The sequence below is a fragment of the Methylotuvimicrobium buryatense 5G genome, assembly GCF_000341735.1.
GTDB lineage: Bacteria > Pseudomonadota > Gammaproteobacteria > Methylococcales > Methylomonadaceae > Methylotuvimicrobium > Methylotuvimicrobium buryatense.
Genome location: NZ_KB455575.1, coordinates 1,270,619 through 1,286,521, shown reverse-complemented (window position 1 = coordinate 1,286,521; position 15,903 = coordinate 1,270,619). Strand labels below are relative to the sequence as shown.

Annotated in this window: 9 protein-coding genes, 1 tRNA gene and 1 pseudogene; 10 read left to right on the top strand and 1 reads right to left on the bottom strand. The window is 48.4% G+C overall.

Going from position 1 to position 15,903, the window contains the following annotated elements:
* Window positions 1–68: 68 nt before the first annotated feature.
* The 7 genes and pseudogenes from ftsH (at window position 69) to METBU_RS0105755 (ending at window position 6,569) form a co-directional block, all read left to right on the top strand.
* On the top strand, window positions 69–1,988 hold the full coding sequence (gene ftsH, locus METBU_RS0105780; protein WP_017839722.1) for an ATP-dependent zinc metalloprotease FtsH: 1,920 nt from the start codon (window positions 69–71) through the stop codon (window positions 1,986–1,988).
* A gap of 365 nt (window positions 1,989–2,353) precedes the next feature.
* Window positions 2,354–3,697 carry a phosphoglucosamine mutase gene (gene glmM, locus METBU_RS0105775; protein WP_017839721.1) on the top strand — a complete coding sequence of 448 codons (1,344 nt, stop codon included), beginning with the start codon at window positions 2,354–2,356 and terminating at the stop codon, window positions 3,695–3,697.
* 59 nt (window positions 3,698–3,756) lie between these two features.
* Entirely contained in the window at window positions 3,757–4,506 is a 750-nt protein-coding gene (gene tpiA, locus METBU_RS0105770) for a triose-phosphate isomerase (protein ID WP_026130060.1), read from the top strand.
* A gap of 24 nt (window positions 4,507–4,530) precedes the next feature.
* Window positions 4,531–4,941, top strand: a complete 411-nt coding sequence (gene secG / locus METBU_RS23415) for a preprotein translocase subunit SecG (RefSeq protein ID WP_017839719.1) — start codon at window positions 4,531–4,533, stop codon at window positions 4,939–4,941.
* Window positions 4,942–4,951: 10 nt separating this feature from the next.
* A tRNA-Leu gene (locus tag METBU_RS0105760) sits at window positions 4,952–5,036 on the top strand.
* 125 nt (window positions 5,037–5,161) lie between these two features.
* Window positions 5,162–5,361: pseudogene (locus METBU_RS28680) on the top strand (IS21 family transposase); the annotation flags it as partial.
* Between the two features lie 794 nt (window positions 5,362–6,155).
* On the top strand, window positions 6,156–6,569 hold the full coding sequence (locus tag METBU_RS0105755; RefSeq protein WP_026130059.1) for a hypothetical protein: 414 nt from the start codon (window positions 6,156–6,158) through the stop codon (window positions 6,567–6,569).
* Window positions 6,570–6,610: 41 nt separating this feature from the next.
* On the opposite strand, the gene METBU_RS25165 is transcribed toward METBU_RS0105755, so the two are convergent.
* Window positions 6,611–7,135, bottom strand: a complete 525-nt coding sequence (locus tag METBU_RS25165; protein WP_017839718.1) for a winged helix-turn-helix domain-containing protein — start codon at window positions 7,133–7,135, stop codon at window positions 6,611–6,613.
* 821 nt (window positions 7,136–7,956) lie between these two features.
* Between METBU_RS25165 and METBU_RS25160 the strand changes: the two genes are divergently transcribed.
* The 3 genes from METBU_RS25160 to METBU_RS0105720 all read left to right on the top strand — a co-directional run bounded on the left by METBU_RS25160 (window position 7,957) and on the right by METBU_RS0105720 (window position 15,759).
* On the top strand, window positions 7,957–12,240 hold the full coding sequence (locus METBU_RS25160; protein WP_017839717.1) for a PhnD/SsuA/transferrin family substrate-binding protein: 4,284 nt from the start codon (window positions 7,957–7,959) through the stop codon (window positions 12,238–12,240).
* A gap of 513 nt (window positions 12,241–12,753) precedes the next feature.
* Window positions 12,754–14,937: an alpha-amylase family glycosyl hydrolase gene (locus METBU_RS0105725; RefSeq protein ID WP_017839714.1), complete on the top strand. Its 2,184-nt coding sequence runs from the start codon at window positions 12,754–12,756 to the stop codon at window positions 14,935–14,937.
* A 534-nt stretch (window positions 14,938–15,471) separates the two neighbouring features.
* Entirely contained in the window at window positions 15,472–15,759 is a 288-nt protein-coding gene (locus METBU_RS0105720) for a hypothetical protein (protein WP_235726384.1), read from the top strand.
* The last annotated feature ends 144 nt before the right edge of the window (window positions 15,760–15,903 follow it).

The window sequence follows — 15,903 nt, the reverse complement described above, 5'->3', positions numbered from 1 at the left end:
TCCTGATACAATTGCAATGTTTTTAAACCGAGGGCCTGATAAGGTCAGAGGCTAGTAACTTGAACGATATGTTAAAAAATGTAATTTTATGGGTTGTCATCGCCGTCGTATTGATGTCGGTATTCAACAATTTCGCTCCGCGTGGAGATCGCGGCGATCTTACGCTGTCTTATACGCAGTTCATACAAGCGGTTAAAATGGGGCAGGTTCAACAGGTTTCAATCGATGACAATGTCGTCAAGGGAAAAATGCAAACCGGCGAGACGTTTCGCACCTATGCGCCGAACGATCCACATTTAGTCGATGATTTGCTCGAAGGCGGGGTCGACATTAAAGCACTACCGCCTGAACAACCTTCCTTCTTAATGCAGCTTCTGGTTTCATTTGGTCCTATCTTGTTGTTGATTGCGGTTTGGGTCTTTTTTATGCGCCAAATGCAAGGCGGAGGCGCTGGCGGAAGAGGAGCTATGTCTTTCGGTAAAAGCAAGGCGCGTATGCTCGAGGAAGACCAGATCAAAGTGACATTCTCCGATGTTGCAGGATGTGACGAAGCCAAGGAAGAGGTTGCCGAGATGGTCGATTTTCTAAAGGACCCCGCTAAATATCAAAAACTCGGCGGAAAAATACCGCGAGGCGCATTGATGGTGGGTCCGCCCGGGACCGGCAAAACGTTATTGGCTAGGGCCATTGCCGGTGAAGCAAAAGTGCCGTTTTTCACCATCTCCGGTTCCGATTTTGTCGAAATGTTCGTCGGTGTCGGCGCGTCTCGAGTTCGCGATATGTTCGAGCAGGCAAAAAAACATGCGCCTTGCATTATCTTTATCGATGAGATTGATGCCGTGGGTCGCCAACGCGGCGCTGGATTAGGCGGCGGGCATGACGAACGCGAACAAACCTTAAATCAGTTGTTGGTCGAAATGGACGGTTTTGAAGGGAACGAAGGGGTTATCGTGATCGCCGCGACCAACCGTCCGGACGTATTGGATAAAGCCTTGTTGCGCCCCGGGCGATTCGATCGCCAAGTCACGGTCGGTTTGCCCGATGTGAAAGGACGGGAGCAGATTCTGAATGTTCACATGAAGAAAGTTCCTGCTGCCGATGATGTCGTGATCAAATATATAGCGCAAGGCACGCCCGGTTTTTCCGGTGCAGATTTGGCTAATTTGGTTAACGAAGCCGCCTTGTGTGCGGCAAGAACCAACAAGCGATTAATCAGCATGGTCGACTTGGAAAAGGCGAAAGACAAGATCATCATGGGTGCGGAGCGCCGCTCGATGGTGATGAGCGAAAAAGAGAAAAGAATGACGGCTTATCATGAAGCCGGGCATGCCATTGTCGGTCGTTTGGTGCCTGACCACGATCCGGTCTACAAGGTAAGCATCATGCCGCGTGGGCGCGCCTTAGGGGTGACGATGTTTCTTCCTGAAAGCGATCAATACAGCATTAGTAAACGTAAACTCGACAGCATGATTTCGAGTTTGTATGGCGGACGAATTGCCGAGGAAATGATTTTCGGTTGGGAGGAAGTCAGCACCGGCGCATCCAATGATATCGAGCGTGCGACCGAGTTGGCCAGAAACATGGTTACGAAATGGGGCTTGTCGCAACGTCTCGGTCCTTTGGCTTATAGTGAAGAAGAAGGCGAGGTGTTTCTAGGTCGGTCTGTTACGCAGCATAAGTCGGTTGCCGAGGAGACTTCGCATACGATCGACGAAGAAATTCGCTCGATTATCGATAGGAACTACGAGCGTGCAGAAAAAATTCTGAAAGAAAACGAAGATATTTTACATGCGATGGCCGAGGCTTTGGTGAAGTATGAGACGATCGACAAAGCCCAACTCGACGATTTGTTGGCAAGGAAACCGGTTAGAGCACCACAAGGCTGGGAAGATCCCTCGCCACCTCAAGGTGGTATCAAAGTGGACGGTCATGCCGATGCTAAAGATTCCGAGTCGCCATTAGGCGATGCCGCCGAACAAGGCCAATAATCTTTTCGGAAACAAGTGAAAAGGAGAGTCGGTGACGGCTCTCCTTTTTTATACCCATCGCACTTCAAATTTCGGCATTGACGCATGGAGGCGCCGGGGTGTTCGGCAAAGGCTTTGACAGCAGGGATACTGTCACAGAGCCTACATGGGCGTATTAACGGTGTCCTTTGACGGACCCCCGGCGCCGAAATTTGACCAGCAAAGGGTATATTATACTTATGCCACATCAAATTTCGGCACTTCAGCACCGTCTCCCTTTGGAAGAAGGCTAGGAAGCGGGGATAAAAAACCGAAATTTGATGTGCGAACACTATATTTTGAAACAAGCATGCTTTTTAACGAATAAGTAACAAACGGGCTTAAATATGAAGGAAAAAAAATATTTTGGAACCGATGGCATTAGAGGAAAAGTGGGTGAGTATCCGATAACGGCTGATTTTTTGCTCAAATTGGGCTGGGCAACCGGGCGTGTATTCGCAAATGAAGGGCACGGCTTCGTATTGGTCGGAAAAGATACCCGAATTTCAGGATATATGTTCGAATCGGCTCTCGAAGCGGGATTAACTGCTGCCGGTGTCGATACGCGTTTATTGGGACCGATGCCGACGCCGGGGGTAGCCTATTTGACACGAACTTTGCGCGCCCAGGCGGGTATCGTCATCAGCGCATCACATAATCCTTACTATGATAACGGCATTAAGTTTTTTTCAGTTGAGGGAACGAAATTACCCGACTCCATGGAGAAAAAAATAGAGCATTACATTGACTCGCCGATGACGACGGTTGACTCGGCTAAACTAGGTAAAGCCAATCGTGTTGGAGATGCGGCAGGCCGGTATATAGAGTTTTGCAAAAGTACGATTCCGACTTGGATGGACTTTAACGGTCTCAGAATCGTAGTCGACTGTGCCAATGGCGCGACTTACCATATCGCACCTCACGTTTTTAGCGAAGTAGGCGCTGAAGTCGTTACGATCGGCGCCGAACCGGATGGGCTGAATATCAATGAAGAGTGCGGGGCCACGAAGACCGAAAAATTGGTTTCGACTGTTCTTGCCTATCGGGCCGATTTCGGTATTGCGCTCGACGGTGATGGAGATCGGTTGATCATGGTCGATCATAAGGGTGAAATCGTCGATGGCGACGAATTAATTTATATCATCGCTAAATCGAGATTAAATGCTGGAGTCCTAAAAGGTCCGGTGATCGGTACCTTAATGACCAATCTCGGTATGGAGCATGCGCTAAAAAGCTTAGGCATCGAATTGTTTCGAGCAAAAGTCGGAGACCGTTATGTCATGGAAATGCTTGAAGAGAAGAAGGGTATTTTAGGGGGTGAAAATTCGGGGCATATCATTTGTCTAGACAGAACGACGACAGGCGACGGTATCGTGGCGGCTTTACAAGTCATGGCCGAAATGAAAACCAGCGGTAAGACGCTGCATGAGCTTAGGTCCGGAGTTCGCATGTATCCTCAAGTTCTGATTAACTTGAGAACCGATATCAAAATCAATCCCGATAATCACGAAAAAATACAAAAAGCGGTTAAGGATGTCGAAAAAATATTGGGTGCTAACGGTAGAGTCTTGTTGAGAGCCTCAGGAACCGAGCCTTTGATTCGTGTAATGGTGGAAGGAGTCGACGAAGCGTTGGTGAATAAATGCGCTAACCAATTAGCCGATGAGGTTAAGAAAGCAATCGATGCTTGAACAAGTTTCGATAAGCATATATCATACGCAGCTTAATTTTGGATGGAGAGGGAGAAATTATGCGTCAAACACTCGTGGCTGGAAATTGGAAAATGAATGGCTCTAAAGCGGCCACAGAATCATTATGCAAAGCCATCATTGCCGGACTTAACTCATCCGATACCGGAATCGTAGTTTGTGTTCCTTATGTTTATTTAGCCGATGCAGCCAAATTAACGGAAGGCACCCCTCTTGATCTTGGCGCACAAAATGTTGCCGATCAAAGTTCTGGCGCATATACCGGAGAAATTTCAGCATCCATGCTGAATGAATTTAATTGCAAATATGCAATCGTCGGTCACTCCGAACGTAGAACTTATTACGGCGACACCAACGAATCGGTCGCATTACGTTATTCTCAAGCTCAACAACAAGGGATCATTCCTATATTGTGCGTTGGCGAAACATTAGAGCAACGTGAAAACGATCAAACGTTTAGCGTCATCGATGAACAGCTCGATGCGGTTTTAAGTGCGGCAGGCATCGAATCTTTCAGTAAAGCAGTCATTGCTTATGAGCCGGTATGGGCCATCGGTACAGGAAGAACTGCCTCTGACGAGCAAGCTCAGGAAGTTCATCAGTATATCCGTCAAAAGTTTGCTGCAAAAAATCAAGCGATCGCCGACCAACTGCAAATTTTGTATGGTGGCAGTGTTAAGCCGGACAACGCTAAAGGCTTATTTGCAATGCCTGATATCGACGGCGGATTAATCGGCGGCGCATCACTCGATGCCGAAGGTTTTTTGAAAATATATAGCGCATCTAAATAATCACAGCAAAATAACCATAATAATATGTATCAAGTTATCATAGTCATTCATGTATTATTCGGACTGGGTGTTATTGGTCTAGTATTAATGCAGCAAGGCAAAGGTGCCGATGCCGGTGCCGCGTTCGGAAGCGGTGCTTCAGGAACTTTATTCGGCGCACAAGGCGCGGCTTCATTTTTATCGAGAACCACTGCAGTTTTAGCGACTTTGTTCTTTGTGACAAGTCTTTCACTTGCAATGTTGAGTGGTGGTAGTAAAGCCGCGAAAGACTTCTTTGATGACGCAGAAACCGAAGAAGCTTTCGATATTCCATTAATGAGTAAAGAAGCAGCGCCGGTTGCCGTCCCCTCCATATCTGCCGAAACGCCCGCTATCGAAGATGAATCAAAAACGGTTGAAGCAAAAGAACAACCGGCAGAAGAAATAAACGAATAAAAAACTATCAGCCGATGTGGTGAAATTGGTAGACACGCCATCTTGAGGGGGTGGTGACGCAAGTCGTGCCGGTTCAAGTCCGGCCATCGGCACCAAATTCAAGTTCGGGACAGTCCGAACAACTCCAAAAACCCGCAAGTTTCAAGGCTTAGCGGGTTTTTTATTGTCCGGAGAAATCTTGCTAATACTTTTCGTGCAGATCGGAAAAACTCATGGTACCGAGGCGACCTGGAGCCACAGTCTGCCCGACTGGTTAGGCAGTCAAAGGGCTAAGCCGTTGAGTTTTTTGGTGGTACAACCGTGATGCTGGTCCCCGATAATTTAAAAAGCGGTGTGACTAAAGCCTGTCGTTAAGACCCTGAACTCAATCCCAGTTATCAACAGTTAGCGTCCCATTATTCTGTAGCGGTGATGCCTGCCCCCGATGTAAATAATGCTTCACAGTCGGATGTGTATTGAACAATACAATCTGTTCTACATAACCTTCGCGTTAATTCTGTCAAAAAGGGATTGGAAAGTACCTATCGTACTACTTTAATCCTTAAAAGAGCTGTTGACATGTGTTGTAGACCGTTCGTGCTGAGCTAAGTCGAAGCATGAAGAGTCTACAACACTTTCACCGGCTTGGTGAGGCTTCAAACTACCGTTCACCCTTCGACAGGGCTCAGGGCGAACGGTAGTTTGAGGCTCTCAACTGCTCTTTTTAGGTTAATTAGTCCCGCATGTTTTGATCGATATAACGATGGTGTTATTCAAGCTTGTCTGTTGAGGACTGCCAAGCCAGTTGAGCTCAACTATGCCGTAGATGACGAATTCAGCAGGAAAATGACTGATGTGTTGTGCTCTGTCGTCGATAACTGACGAAATCCGCAAGGTGAAACCTCATTAGAATTCTTACTGGCACCTTGGACTGGTCAATTGCGTTTATCTGAAATATACCAGGAAAGACGAATCTGTACGGGCATTTATCGAAGCCGAATATATCGCGGAATACACGGCGGATGGGGAACTGGAACAATCGTGTATCGATGAATACGCGCTAAAAAATGCCAGTTATCATGTTTGGCCTTATTGGCGCGAATTTTTGATGAGCCAGAGCGGCCGCATGCATTTGCCGAGATTAGTGTTACCTACCATCCAGCTTGCGCATAATCGGCACCAAGAAAAAAGCGCTTCAAGCATGATTTCAAAGTGACCTATTTCGTAATCCAGGCATGAATTCGCTCGAGCGAATACTGATCGAAAAAGCGGGGCGAGAACATGGCTTCGAGTATGTCTTGCCCGTCGATGACGATGCTGTGTGCTTGGGTTCGGCAAGGCATCGCGCCCAAGTCCGGTTTACAGCAAAAAGCATCGATATTTTGACGCAATTGCTAAGTCGAGCGGCGGCATTGGCTCAATCGCTTCCCAATCAGGCCGAACTCGATTACCAGGCCGAAGTTCAAAAAAAAACTGACCCAGTTGCCGCTCAACGGCACCGAAGTCGAATGCATGGTCCGACAGCGCATCGGGCAAAACGTCTTTTGCAAGGCGACGCTGGATTTTTGAGGGAATGCATGTTCGGTGACAGGCATTGCCGTGCCCGAAGTCTTGCGCGCCAGTCATGCTACACCCTGGGCCGATTGTGACAGCAGATAGGTAGATTAATTTTTACGATTCATTCCCTTCATCATTTTAGTGCGACGGTTTCAACTCGATTGACGGTGTCGAGTGTGATTTTACCTTCTTGGGCTAACCAACCGATGCTGCGCTGGATAATTTTTTCTTCTTCAGGAAGTTCCTTGATTAATTTTGCAACGGAAGTTTCGCCATTTTGATCCAAGTATTGCCAGATGTTACCCGCAGTTAAGCCGACGCGTTCACGTATGCTTAATTCCGGCGTTTCGGCAACCGGAGCTGGAGCTGGGCTGCTTGTTTTTTTAGTGGCAGCTCGGGAGGGGCTGGTTTTTTTTGGCGTTACTTTAGCGGTTTCAGTTGTAACCGGTTGTTCGATTGTTGCTTTAGGTGCTTCGGTGGCTTTAACTTTTTTAGAGGCCGGCCGGGTAGGGCTTGCTTTCTTCGGCGTTTCTTTAACCGCTTCGGGTGTTACGGTTTTTTCAGTCTCAGGTTTAGTTTTTTCAGTGGTGGCGTTAGATTTTTTCATAATGATATAAATAATAAAAAGTAAAAAAAATAGAATCGACCATTCAAGCATATAGGCGTTCCTCTTTATTGATCGATTTTAGTCGAATTTCAAAAAATAAGTAAAAACGAATAAGAGATATAAGCTCTTCGCGAATCAAATTTTGGCATCAGCCAAAATCTATCAATTAGCCCGGTTTTAACAAATGTAGTGTAATTATTCACATCCCCTATCGCTCCCTCGCTCCATCGTGGGAACGATAATTGCCGGGGACTGAATAGTTACAACCATTTTACTTCCTTTATATTCCATTCGCACAAACTGTCGCTATTATGAACAGAACAATGTTCATAAATCAATGGTCTAGGTGGATCGTGTTTGACAGGTTAAGAATTTATGGCATGACAGAAAATAAGTAATGCTTGCTTCAGGCTTTAGTGTGCCTCAAAAGCTTGCCATCCATGGCATTGGATTCCGCCAGTTCCTGGCGGAATGACGGGTTTTTTTAACTTAATGGTAGTCCTGGCAAAGAGTATAAACCTAAAAAGAGCAGTTGAGAGCCTCAAACTACCGTTCGCCCTGAGCCCTTCGGCTACGCTCAGGAGAGCCCTGTCGAAGGGTGAAGGGTGGTTTGAAGCTTCACCAGGCCGGTGAAAGTGCAGTAGGCCCTTCATGATTCGACTTGGCTCAGCACGAACGGTCTAATGCACATGCCAACTGCTCTTTTTAGGATAAATCATTATGATAAATCACCGATTTTTTTTACTGGCTAGCCGAACCGTTGTTTAAGATTTATCTGCTATGATGCTCAATGAAATTAAGCCGTTCCGGTGGGGACTTCGTATTTCATTCTTAAAGGCCTAAGAAAATCTTCCTCTATTAAATTGTTCGATATGCTTCTGCTGCGCTTAATTATCTTGTTTTTATCGTCGATGTTGCTCTTGAGACCGGCGTCTGTTGTTGCGGACGATACGGTACGTATCGGCGTATTGGCGAATCGGGGCAAGGACCGCGCTTTGGCCGAATGGTTGCCGACCGCCGAGTATTTGACGAGTGAAATATCCAGCCGAAACTTTTCCATCGTTCCGCTAGATTTTAACGAAATCGATAAAGCTGTCGCTTCGGGCGCAGTGGATTTTTTTGTCGCGAACTCGGGAATCTATGTCGATTTCGAAGTGCGTTATGGCGCGGGGCGTATCGCTACAATGCGTAAACGTAACGGCGGGCGCGGCAATACATTTTTTAGCGGCGTGATATTCGCGCGCGCGGACCGGGATGACATAAATACAATCGCCGACTTGAACGGCAAGCGTTTCGCTGCAGTGAGCCAATCGTCACTAGGCGGATATCTGGCCGCTCGGCGTGAAATGCAGGCTCAGGGCGTGATGCCGGAGAAGCATACTCGGTTAAGTTTTCTTAATACCCATGATGCGACCGTTCGAGCGGTTTTAGATGGAGTTGTCGATGCCGGGACCGCGCGTAGCGATACTTTGGAGCACATGCATAAAGAAGGCGAGATCGATCTGAATGAACTGAAAATCATCAATCCTATACAGCATGAAAATTTCAGTTATTTAAGCAGCACTCGCCTTTATCCCGAATGGCCATTCGCCAAACTTGCCGATACACCCGAGTCTTTGAGTCTCGAAGTTGCCTCGGCGTTAATGTTGATGTCAAACGATAGTTCTGCAGCTCAAGCAGCGGGAATTACCGGTTGGACTGTAGCTTATAACTACCGCCCGGTGCATGACTTATTGCGTGAGCTTCGTTTGAGCCCATATGAAGGTGTTGGCCGGATCGGTTTTGAGGATTTTTTGCGTCATTATTGGCATTGGTTGTTATTGTCGATACTGACGCCGTTGGTATTAAGCCTCGTTGTTGTTTATTTCATACGTCTGAATGGCCGCCTGCGCAAAACTGAAATCGAATTGATCGACGCGCGCGATTATTTAGCGGATAGAGTTAGGGAAAGAACCGCCGAATTGGAAGAAAGTCGGCGACGATTGGAGCGCATTAGCAAAGATTGGAACGATGCTTTCGATGCGATTGGCGATCCTATCTTCATTCACGATGCCGCGATGCGCATCGTTAGAGCCAACCCCGCTTATTGCGATCGTGCGGGAATGACGCTGGATCAAGTCATTGGACGCTTGTATTTCGAATTATTTCCGAAACTGAATGAACCGATGCCCGCATGCCGTAATTTTCCGGAAGACAGTTTTGCAAAAGCAAACGAATTACAACTACCTAATGGAGATATATTCGTTTCGCGCTCCTTCGGGATTATGCATGCGGATAGAAGCGTCAAGAGTGCGATTCATATTTTGGAAGACGTAACCGAGTTGCGCAAGACGGAGGCGCGTCGAAGAATATTGAACCGAGCCCTAGAGCAGGCTGGCGAAGGTATTATGATATTGGATTGCGAGCGCCGGGTGATTTTTTGCAACCCGAGTTTGAGGGCTCTTCTAGGCTGCGATTCGCACGAACCCGAGTGCAACAAGCGCTTGTTTAATAAGGGAGACTGTTTATTGGTCACGGCCTATTTCATGTCGCAGTTGCAAGCGCTATTCGATAAAGCCGAGCGAGACGGCGAAGACTTTTCGGCCGAAATGGAATTGAATGTGCCGAACGGTCTTGGGTTGCCGGTTTTTATCACGGTTGCGGGAATTTTAAACGATAACGATGAACGAGAAGGCTTTGTCTTGACCGTTCTGGACCTTAGCGAAGTCAAGCGGGCCGAGCAGGCACTGACCTATCGTATCGGTTTAGAAGCCTTGATTGCCGAAATCGCTTCGAACTTGAGTAACGCTAGACCGGAACAAGTCAATGAAGTGGTTTTGAAAACCCTCACGCAATTAGGCCGGTTTTTAGACGTCGATCGGGTGTATATTTTCGATTACGACGATACCGAAGATATTTTTGGGCATACTCACGAGTGGTGTGCGGAAGGCATCGAGCCGGAAATCGATTCACTAAGCAAATTTACGGTCGAATCCTTTCCGTGGTTGTTCGGAGAGCTGATGAGCGGAAGGAGCGTAAAGATAGAAGATGTTAATCGCTTGCCTTCCGTCGCTATCCTCGAGCGCGAGGAGTTCAAGCGGGAGAATATACTTTCGCTACTTTCTGAACCATTTAATTACGGCGGCGTTTTCTCGGGGTTTATCGGCGTCGATTCCGTCAAGCGTCTTCGTCGTTGGAACGAAGAAGAAGAGCGTCTACTGCAAACGGTTGGCGAGATGATTGTCAACACCCTCCGCCGCATCAAGACGATGATTCATTTGCAGATCAGTGAAACGAACTTGGCCGCGGCTCAACACATCGCTCATCTAGGCAGTTGGGAATGGAATATTGTCACCGACGAGTTGTCGTGGTCCGACGAAGTGTACCGCATGTTCGGTTTCAAGCCGCAACAATTCGTTGCGACCTATCGAAGGTTTCTTGAGTCGATATCGCCGAAGGATCGCGACTTTGTGGCCGATGCCGTGCAAAATGCCTTCTCGCGAGGCGATGAATACGAGCTCGATCACCGTATTCGCCGTGCCGATGGTGTCGAGCGAGTGCTTCACGAAATCGGAGAAGTGATTGTCAACGATGCGGGAGAACCGATCCGTATGATCGGCACGGTACAGGATGTTACCGAGCTGCGTCAGGCCGAGAGTGAAATGCATAGGCTCAACCGGGCATTGCGCACGCTGAGCCTGTGCAATACCACGCTTGTCCATGCGCAACAAGAACAAACTTTGATGAACGATATATGCCGTATCTTGATCGACAGCGGCGGTTACCGTTTTGCATGGGTCGGCTATGCGGAACACGACGATCGAAAAACGATTCGTCCGATGGCTTTTGCCGGGGGCGATATCGACTTGATTACCTCGGCCGAGCTGTCTTGGGCCGATGATGCAAGCGGACGTAATCCGGCCGCCTACGCCATTCGCAACAAGGAAACGTTTATTCTGAAAGATATCGTCAATAATGCTCATGATTTTGCCCCTGCATGGCGAGAAGCCGCGTTGGCACAAGGTTATGCGTCAGTGGTCGCGCTACCGTTGATTTCGGATGACGAAACCTTGGGTGCGATCACGCTCGATTCTGCTGAGCCGGATGCCTTCGATCAAGCCGAGTTGAGATTGCTCGAAGAAATGGCCGGCGACTTGGCGTTCGGTATCCGAGCATTGCGTATTCGACAAGAGCGCGAGCATGCCGAGTCGGTATTGAAAGTCGCCGAGAATCGATACGAGGAATTATACGAAAACGCGCCTAATGCTTATGTATCTGTTGCACCTAAAAACGGAGTTTTGTTGCAGTTCAATCAGTCGTTATGCGAGATGTTGGGATATGACAGGGCTATTTTGGAAACGAACACGATTTTCGATCTGTTTGGGGAAACGGAAGTCGGGAAATTATTCGCCGGCGAGCAAAGCATTCGCGATATCGAGCTCAATATGCGCCGTGCCGATGGGCGCGGGCTGTGGGTTAGTCTTAGCATCGATCCAATAAAAGACGAAACAGGCTGCGTTGCCGAATACCGGGCCAGTATCATCGATATTTCGGTGCGCAAACATGCCGAGGAAGAACAGCAGCGTTTTGCCGAGAAATTGCAAGGATCATTGATACAAACCATTCGCGCGATAGCCATGACGATTGAAAAACGCGATCCGTATACCGCCGGGCACCAAGAGCGAGTTGCCGAGTTGGCCGTGCAAATCGGCAGGCGTATGGGTTTCGATGCTTATCGCTTGGAAGGATTGCGGTTAGGTGCGACGATACACGATATCGGCAAGATTGCCGTCCCGATCGAAATACTCAATCGGCCCGGTAAGCTAGAACCGATATTGTTTACTATCATTAAAAGCCATCCGTCGATCGGTTATGAAATTGTCAAAGGCATCGAATTTCCATGGCCGATAGCCGAAATGGTTGTTCAGCATCATGAGCGCTTGGACGGCACCGGTTATCCTCATGGGCTAAAAGGCGACGAAATTTTGATGGAATCGCGCATTCTCGCCGTTTCCGATGTGGTTGAAGCGATGGCCTCGCATCGGCCCTATCGGGCGGCTTTGGGAGTGCAAGCGGCTTTGAACGAGATCGAGCGAGGCAAGGGCTCCATCTATGATGCGAGCGTCGTAAAATTTTGCCGCGAAGTCTTGGAGGACGGCGGAACGCTATGGCAATGAATCTATACCTTTCGTACTTCAAAATTCGGCAGGTGACTAAGGAGGCTCCGGGGTGCTCGACAAAGGCTTTGCCAGCATGGAGCTGGCATAGAGCCTACAGGGACGTATTTACGGCGTCCTTTGACGGGCACTTCGGCGCCGAATTTTGATCTGCGATGTGTATAATCCCTTTATAGATACACCCCATACCTTTTATTCTTAGACGGTTTTTCGATCAAAAGGGAGTAATACCTGTAAATGTCAACGAAGTCTTCGGTTTTTCCACTGAAGACACTCGAAGGCAAAAGATGAAAGCGCTCTTTTTTACCCTTGTGGATTTTTGCAGGAGCAAAATTCGTTACTCCCTCCATGCTCTTGCGGATTTTCAAATTGGGAATTGTGGGATTAATCATCCGGTACTTGACAGTCGAGTATTCAATTGCCATTATCCCCGGCGCAGTGTGCTAGTTTAAGGTTTTATGACTAGCATACTGTCTTGATACCCATCTTATTCACCGATCGCTTTAAAATCACATGCCCGAACTCGTTATACGCTTCCTTAAACCCGCCGATTGGGCGGATTTCGTTCATATTCATTACTGGAATACTTATCCGAGCGGCGAAAACACTCATTGGCCCGGCGTACCGGTAATGGTCGATAACGATGGTTGGTTCGTTTATCGCTTTAATGGCGTGAAGTCCGCCAGCGTGGTCTTCAACGACGGCAATGGTTCGCAGACTGGGGATTTGCACTGTGCGCGTAGCGGCTATTACGCGAACGGGCATTGGCATGAATACGAAGAGAACGTCGATCCGCGAGTGGCCGCCTTTAGCGGGATTTCAGCCGCGACACGGCCGAGCTCAAACGCTTCGGCGAAGCCTTTACATGTTCCGGTCGATCCGAACGGGCCATTGGGCGATTTTCGTGAGGAAACGATTTATTTCTTGCTGACCGCTCGTTTCAATGAAGGCGACCCGAGCAGCAGTTTTTTTTGCCGCGACCGTATCAAGTTCAATCCTGATACCGGCGAACCGGAAGACCCGCATTGGCGCGGCGATTTCAAAGGTTTGATCGAACGTCTCGACTACCTCCGCGATCTCGGTTTCACCGCGATCTGGATCACGCCGCCGGTCGAGAACCGTAGCGGTTTGGATTATCACGGTTATCACGCCTACGATTGGACCCGCATCGATCCACGCCTAGAATCGCCCGATGCGACTTATCAGAATTTGATCGACGAAGCCCATAAACGCGGCATCAAGATCATTCAGGATGTCGTCGTCAATCATTCTTGCCAGTACGGTATTCGCGGCAAGGTGCACATCGATCATCTGCCGATCAAATATTATGTACCGCAAGGTTCGGAGCAAGGTCGAGTCGATCATGGTCCGTATCAAGGCCATCTTGGCAATTACACTTGGCCGAACCGCGACGACATCGACAACCCGTTGGCTCCTGACTGGTATCGTGAAAGGCATCATAGCGATCCCGAAGGCAAGTTGCCGCTGCAAGATCCCAAGACCGGTGAAACGATTCCGAAACCCGGTTACGATCCCGGCCGTTTTTTCGGCATCGACGCGCAAGCTCTCGATCCCGAATGGTACATGCAGCAAGGCTTTATCTGCGGGGGAGATTGGGAAAGCGAGGCCGTTCAGAAGAAACATATCGCCGGCGATTGCATCAACCTCGCGACCGACCGTCAAAACGTCAAGGATTATCTGATCGGCGCGGTCAACCGTTATCTCGACATGGGCGTCGATGCATTGCGTATCGACACGGTCAAGCATGTGCCGCGCGACAATCTATTGGAATACGTCAATGCCTGGAAGGCGCACAAGCCGGGGCTGTTCGTGTTCGGGGAAAATTTGGTCAAGGGCTACGGTTGGGGCGATCTCGGCGGCGGCGACAACGGGCCTTCGTTTATTCGTCCGTGGTGGTATACACGCTTGGGTCACGATCCGCGTAATCCGCATTCCGGCGGTGATTCCGGTTTTCCGCAACTCGATTTCGGATTGTTCTCGACCTTTCGCGATAATCTGAGTCGGGGCAGCTTCGAAGGTGTGGCTAGGGTGCTGGAAATGGATTGGATCTACGGCAATGCCTCGACGCTGGTGACCTTTCTACAGAATCACGATGTCGGGCCTGACAACGACTTTCGTTTCCGCTTTAAAGGCGAGCAGTGGATGGCGGCGGCCGCTTATAATTTGTTGTGGACCGTGCGCGGCATTCCTTGCTTGTACTACGGCGAGGAAATCGAGTTCATGAAAGGTGCGCCGCAGGATGTTATCGGCAACGACGACACGCTCGATCAAACCGGTAGGGCCTATTTCGGCGATCATCTGACCGACGAGAACATTGGTACGACCCAAAGCCATCCGCTATATCAACACATCAAGCGCTTGAATCAGATCCGGCGAGCGATACCCGCATTGCAAAAGGGCGAAATGAGCCAAATCCATGAGTGGGGAAGCGGCATGCGATTCGTACGCGATTTTCAAGATGGAGCGAGCTATGCCGTGGTCGGCCTGTCAATCGGAAGTGATCAGGACATTGCGGTTGAAAATATCCGTAACGGCGTTTATCGCGACGCAATCACCGGGAAGGAAATGTCGGTCGGTAACGGCTGCCTGGGTTTTCATGTGCCAGCCAATTCGGCAGGTATTTATGTGTTGAACGGGGCGGGGAAGATTGGTTCGGACGGGGTTTATCTTCGCTAAGTATGCACATCGCAGATCAAAATTCGGCGCCGGGGTGTCCGTCAAAGGACGCCGTAAATACATCCCTGTAGGCTCTATGCCAGCTCCATGCTGGCAAAGCCTTTGCCGTACACCCCGGCGCCTCCTCAGATACTGCCGAAATTTGAAGTGTGAAAGGTATAACTGTCTATCATTTATTTACCGAAGTTTAGCGTAACGCGCCCGAGAAAAATCGGGAGGCAGTTTTTAAACAGTTACTTAGCCAATGAGACTTCGATATCATTTGTTGGCGTTTAACGCTCACGGCCTCGAAATCGCGACGAAGGTGTCGCTCCCACAAAAGGGTTGGGTGCTCTGTGGGAGCGATCCTAGGCTGTCGAAACGCATGCATCAAATCACATACCTTATTAATATTCAATAACTTAAAATCATTCTGGATGCAATCGTTTGACCAAAACGACAGCTTAAGCCGCTTTTATTTTGCTCATAAAGCGACTAATCAATGACTTAGCTAAAAGAAGCACAACTATATGGTTTATAATCGTTCACTTTACAGTGATTTTATTTCCTCAGCTTGTGGATTTAAAATTATCGCTGTATGCGGTACAAATAGGTCTTATTTTAACCCATCCCCCAAATACTATGCTTCAAATGTCAAAACTACTAAACAGCCGCGATGAATGGAAAAACAAAGCGACTGAGCGCGCAGCTGAGCTTCGTGAGCTTAGAAAAACACAAAAACGTCATTTGAAAAAAATAGCGGAACTGAAACGGAATAATTGCCAGTTAGAGCAGCTTGTCGAAGCAAAAAAAACATTACCTTCGAGCATCAGTCAACCCTAACAACCCAGGATATTGCTGTTGTACCCGCGAATACTTCAACGGTTATTGACATAACACAAGCTCAGCAAACGCGACTTTTATGCGTGCTTATCGTGCTTGATGCGGTGGTTTCTTTTCGTAGCGTTCCGCGCATTCTTGAATTAT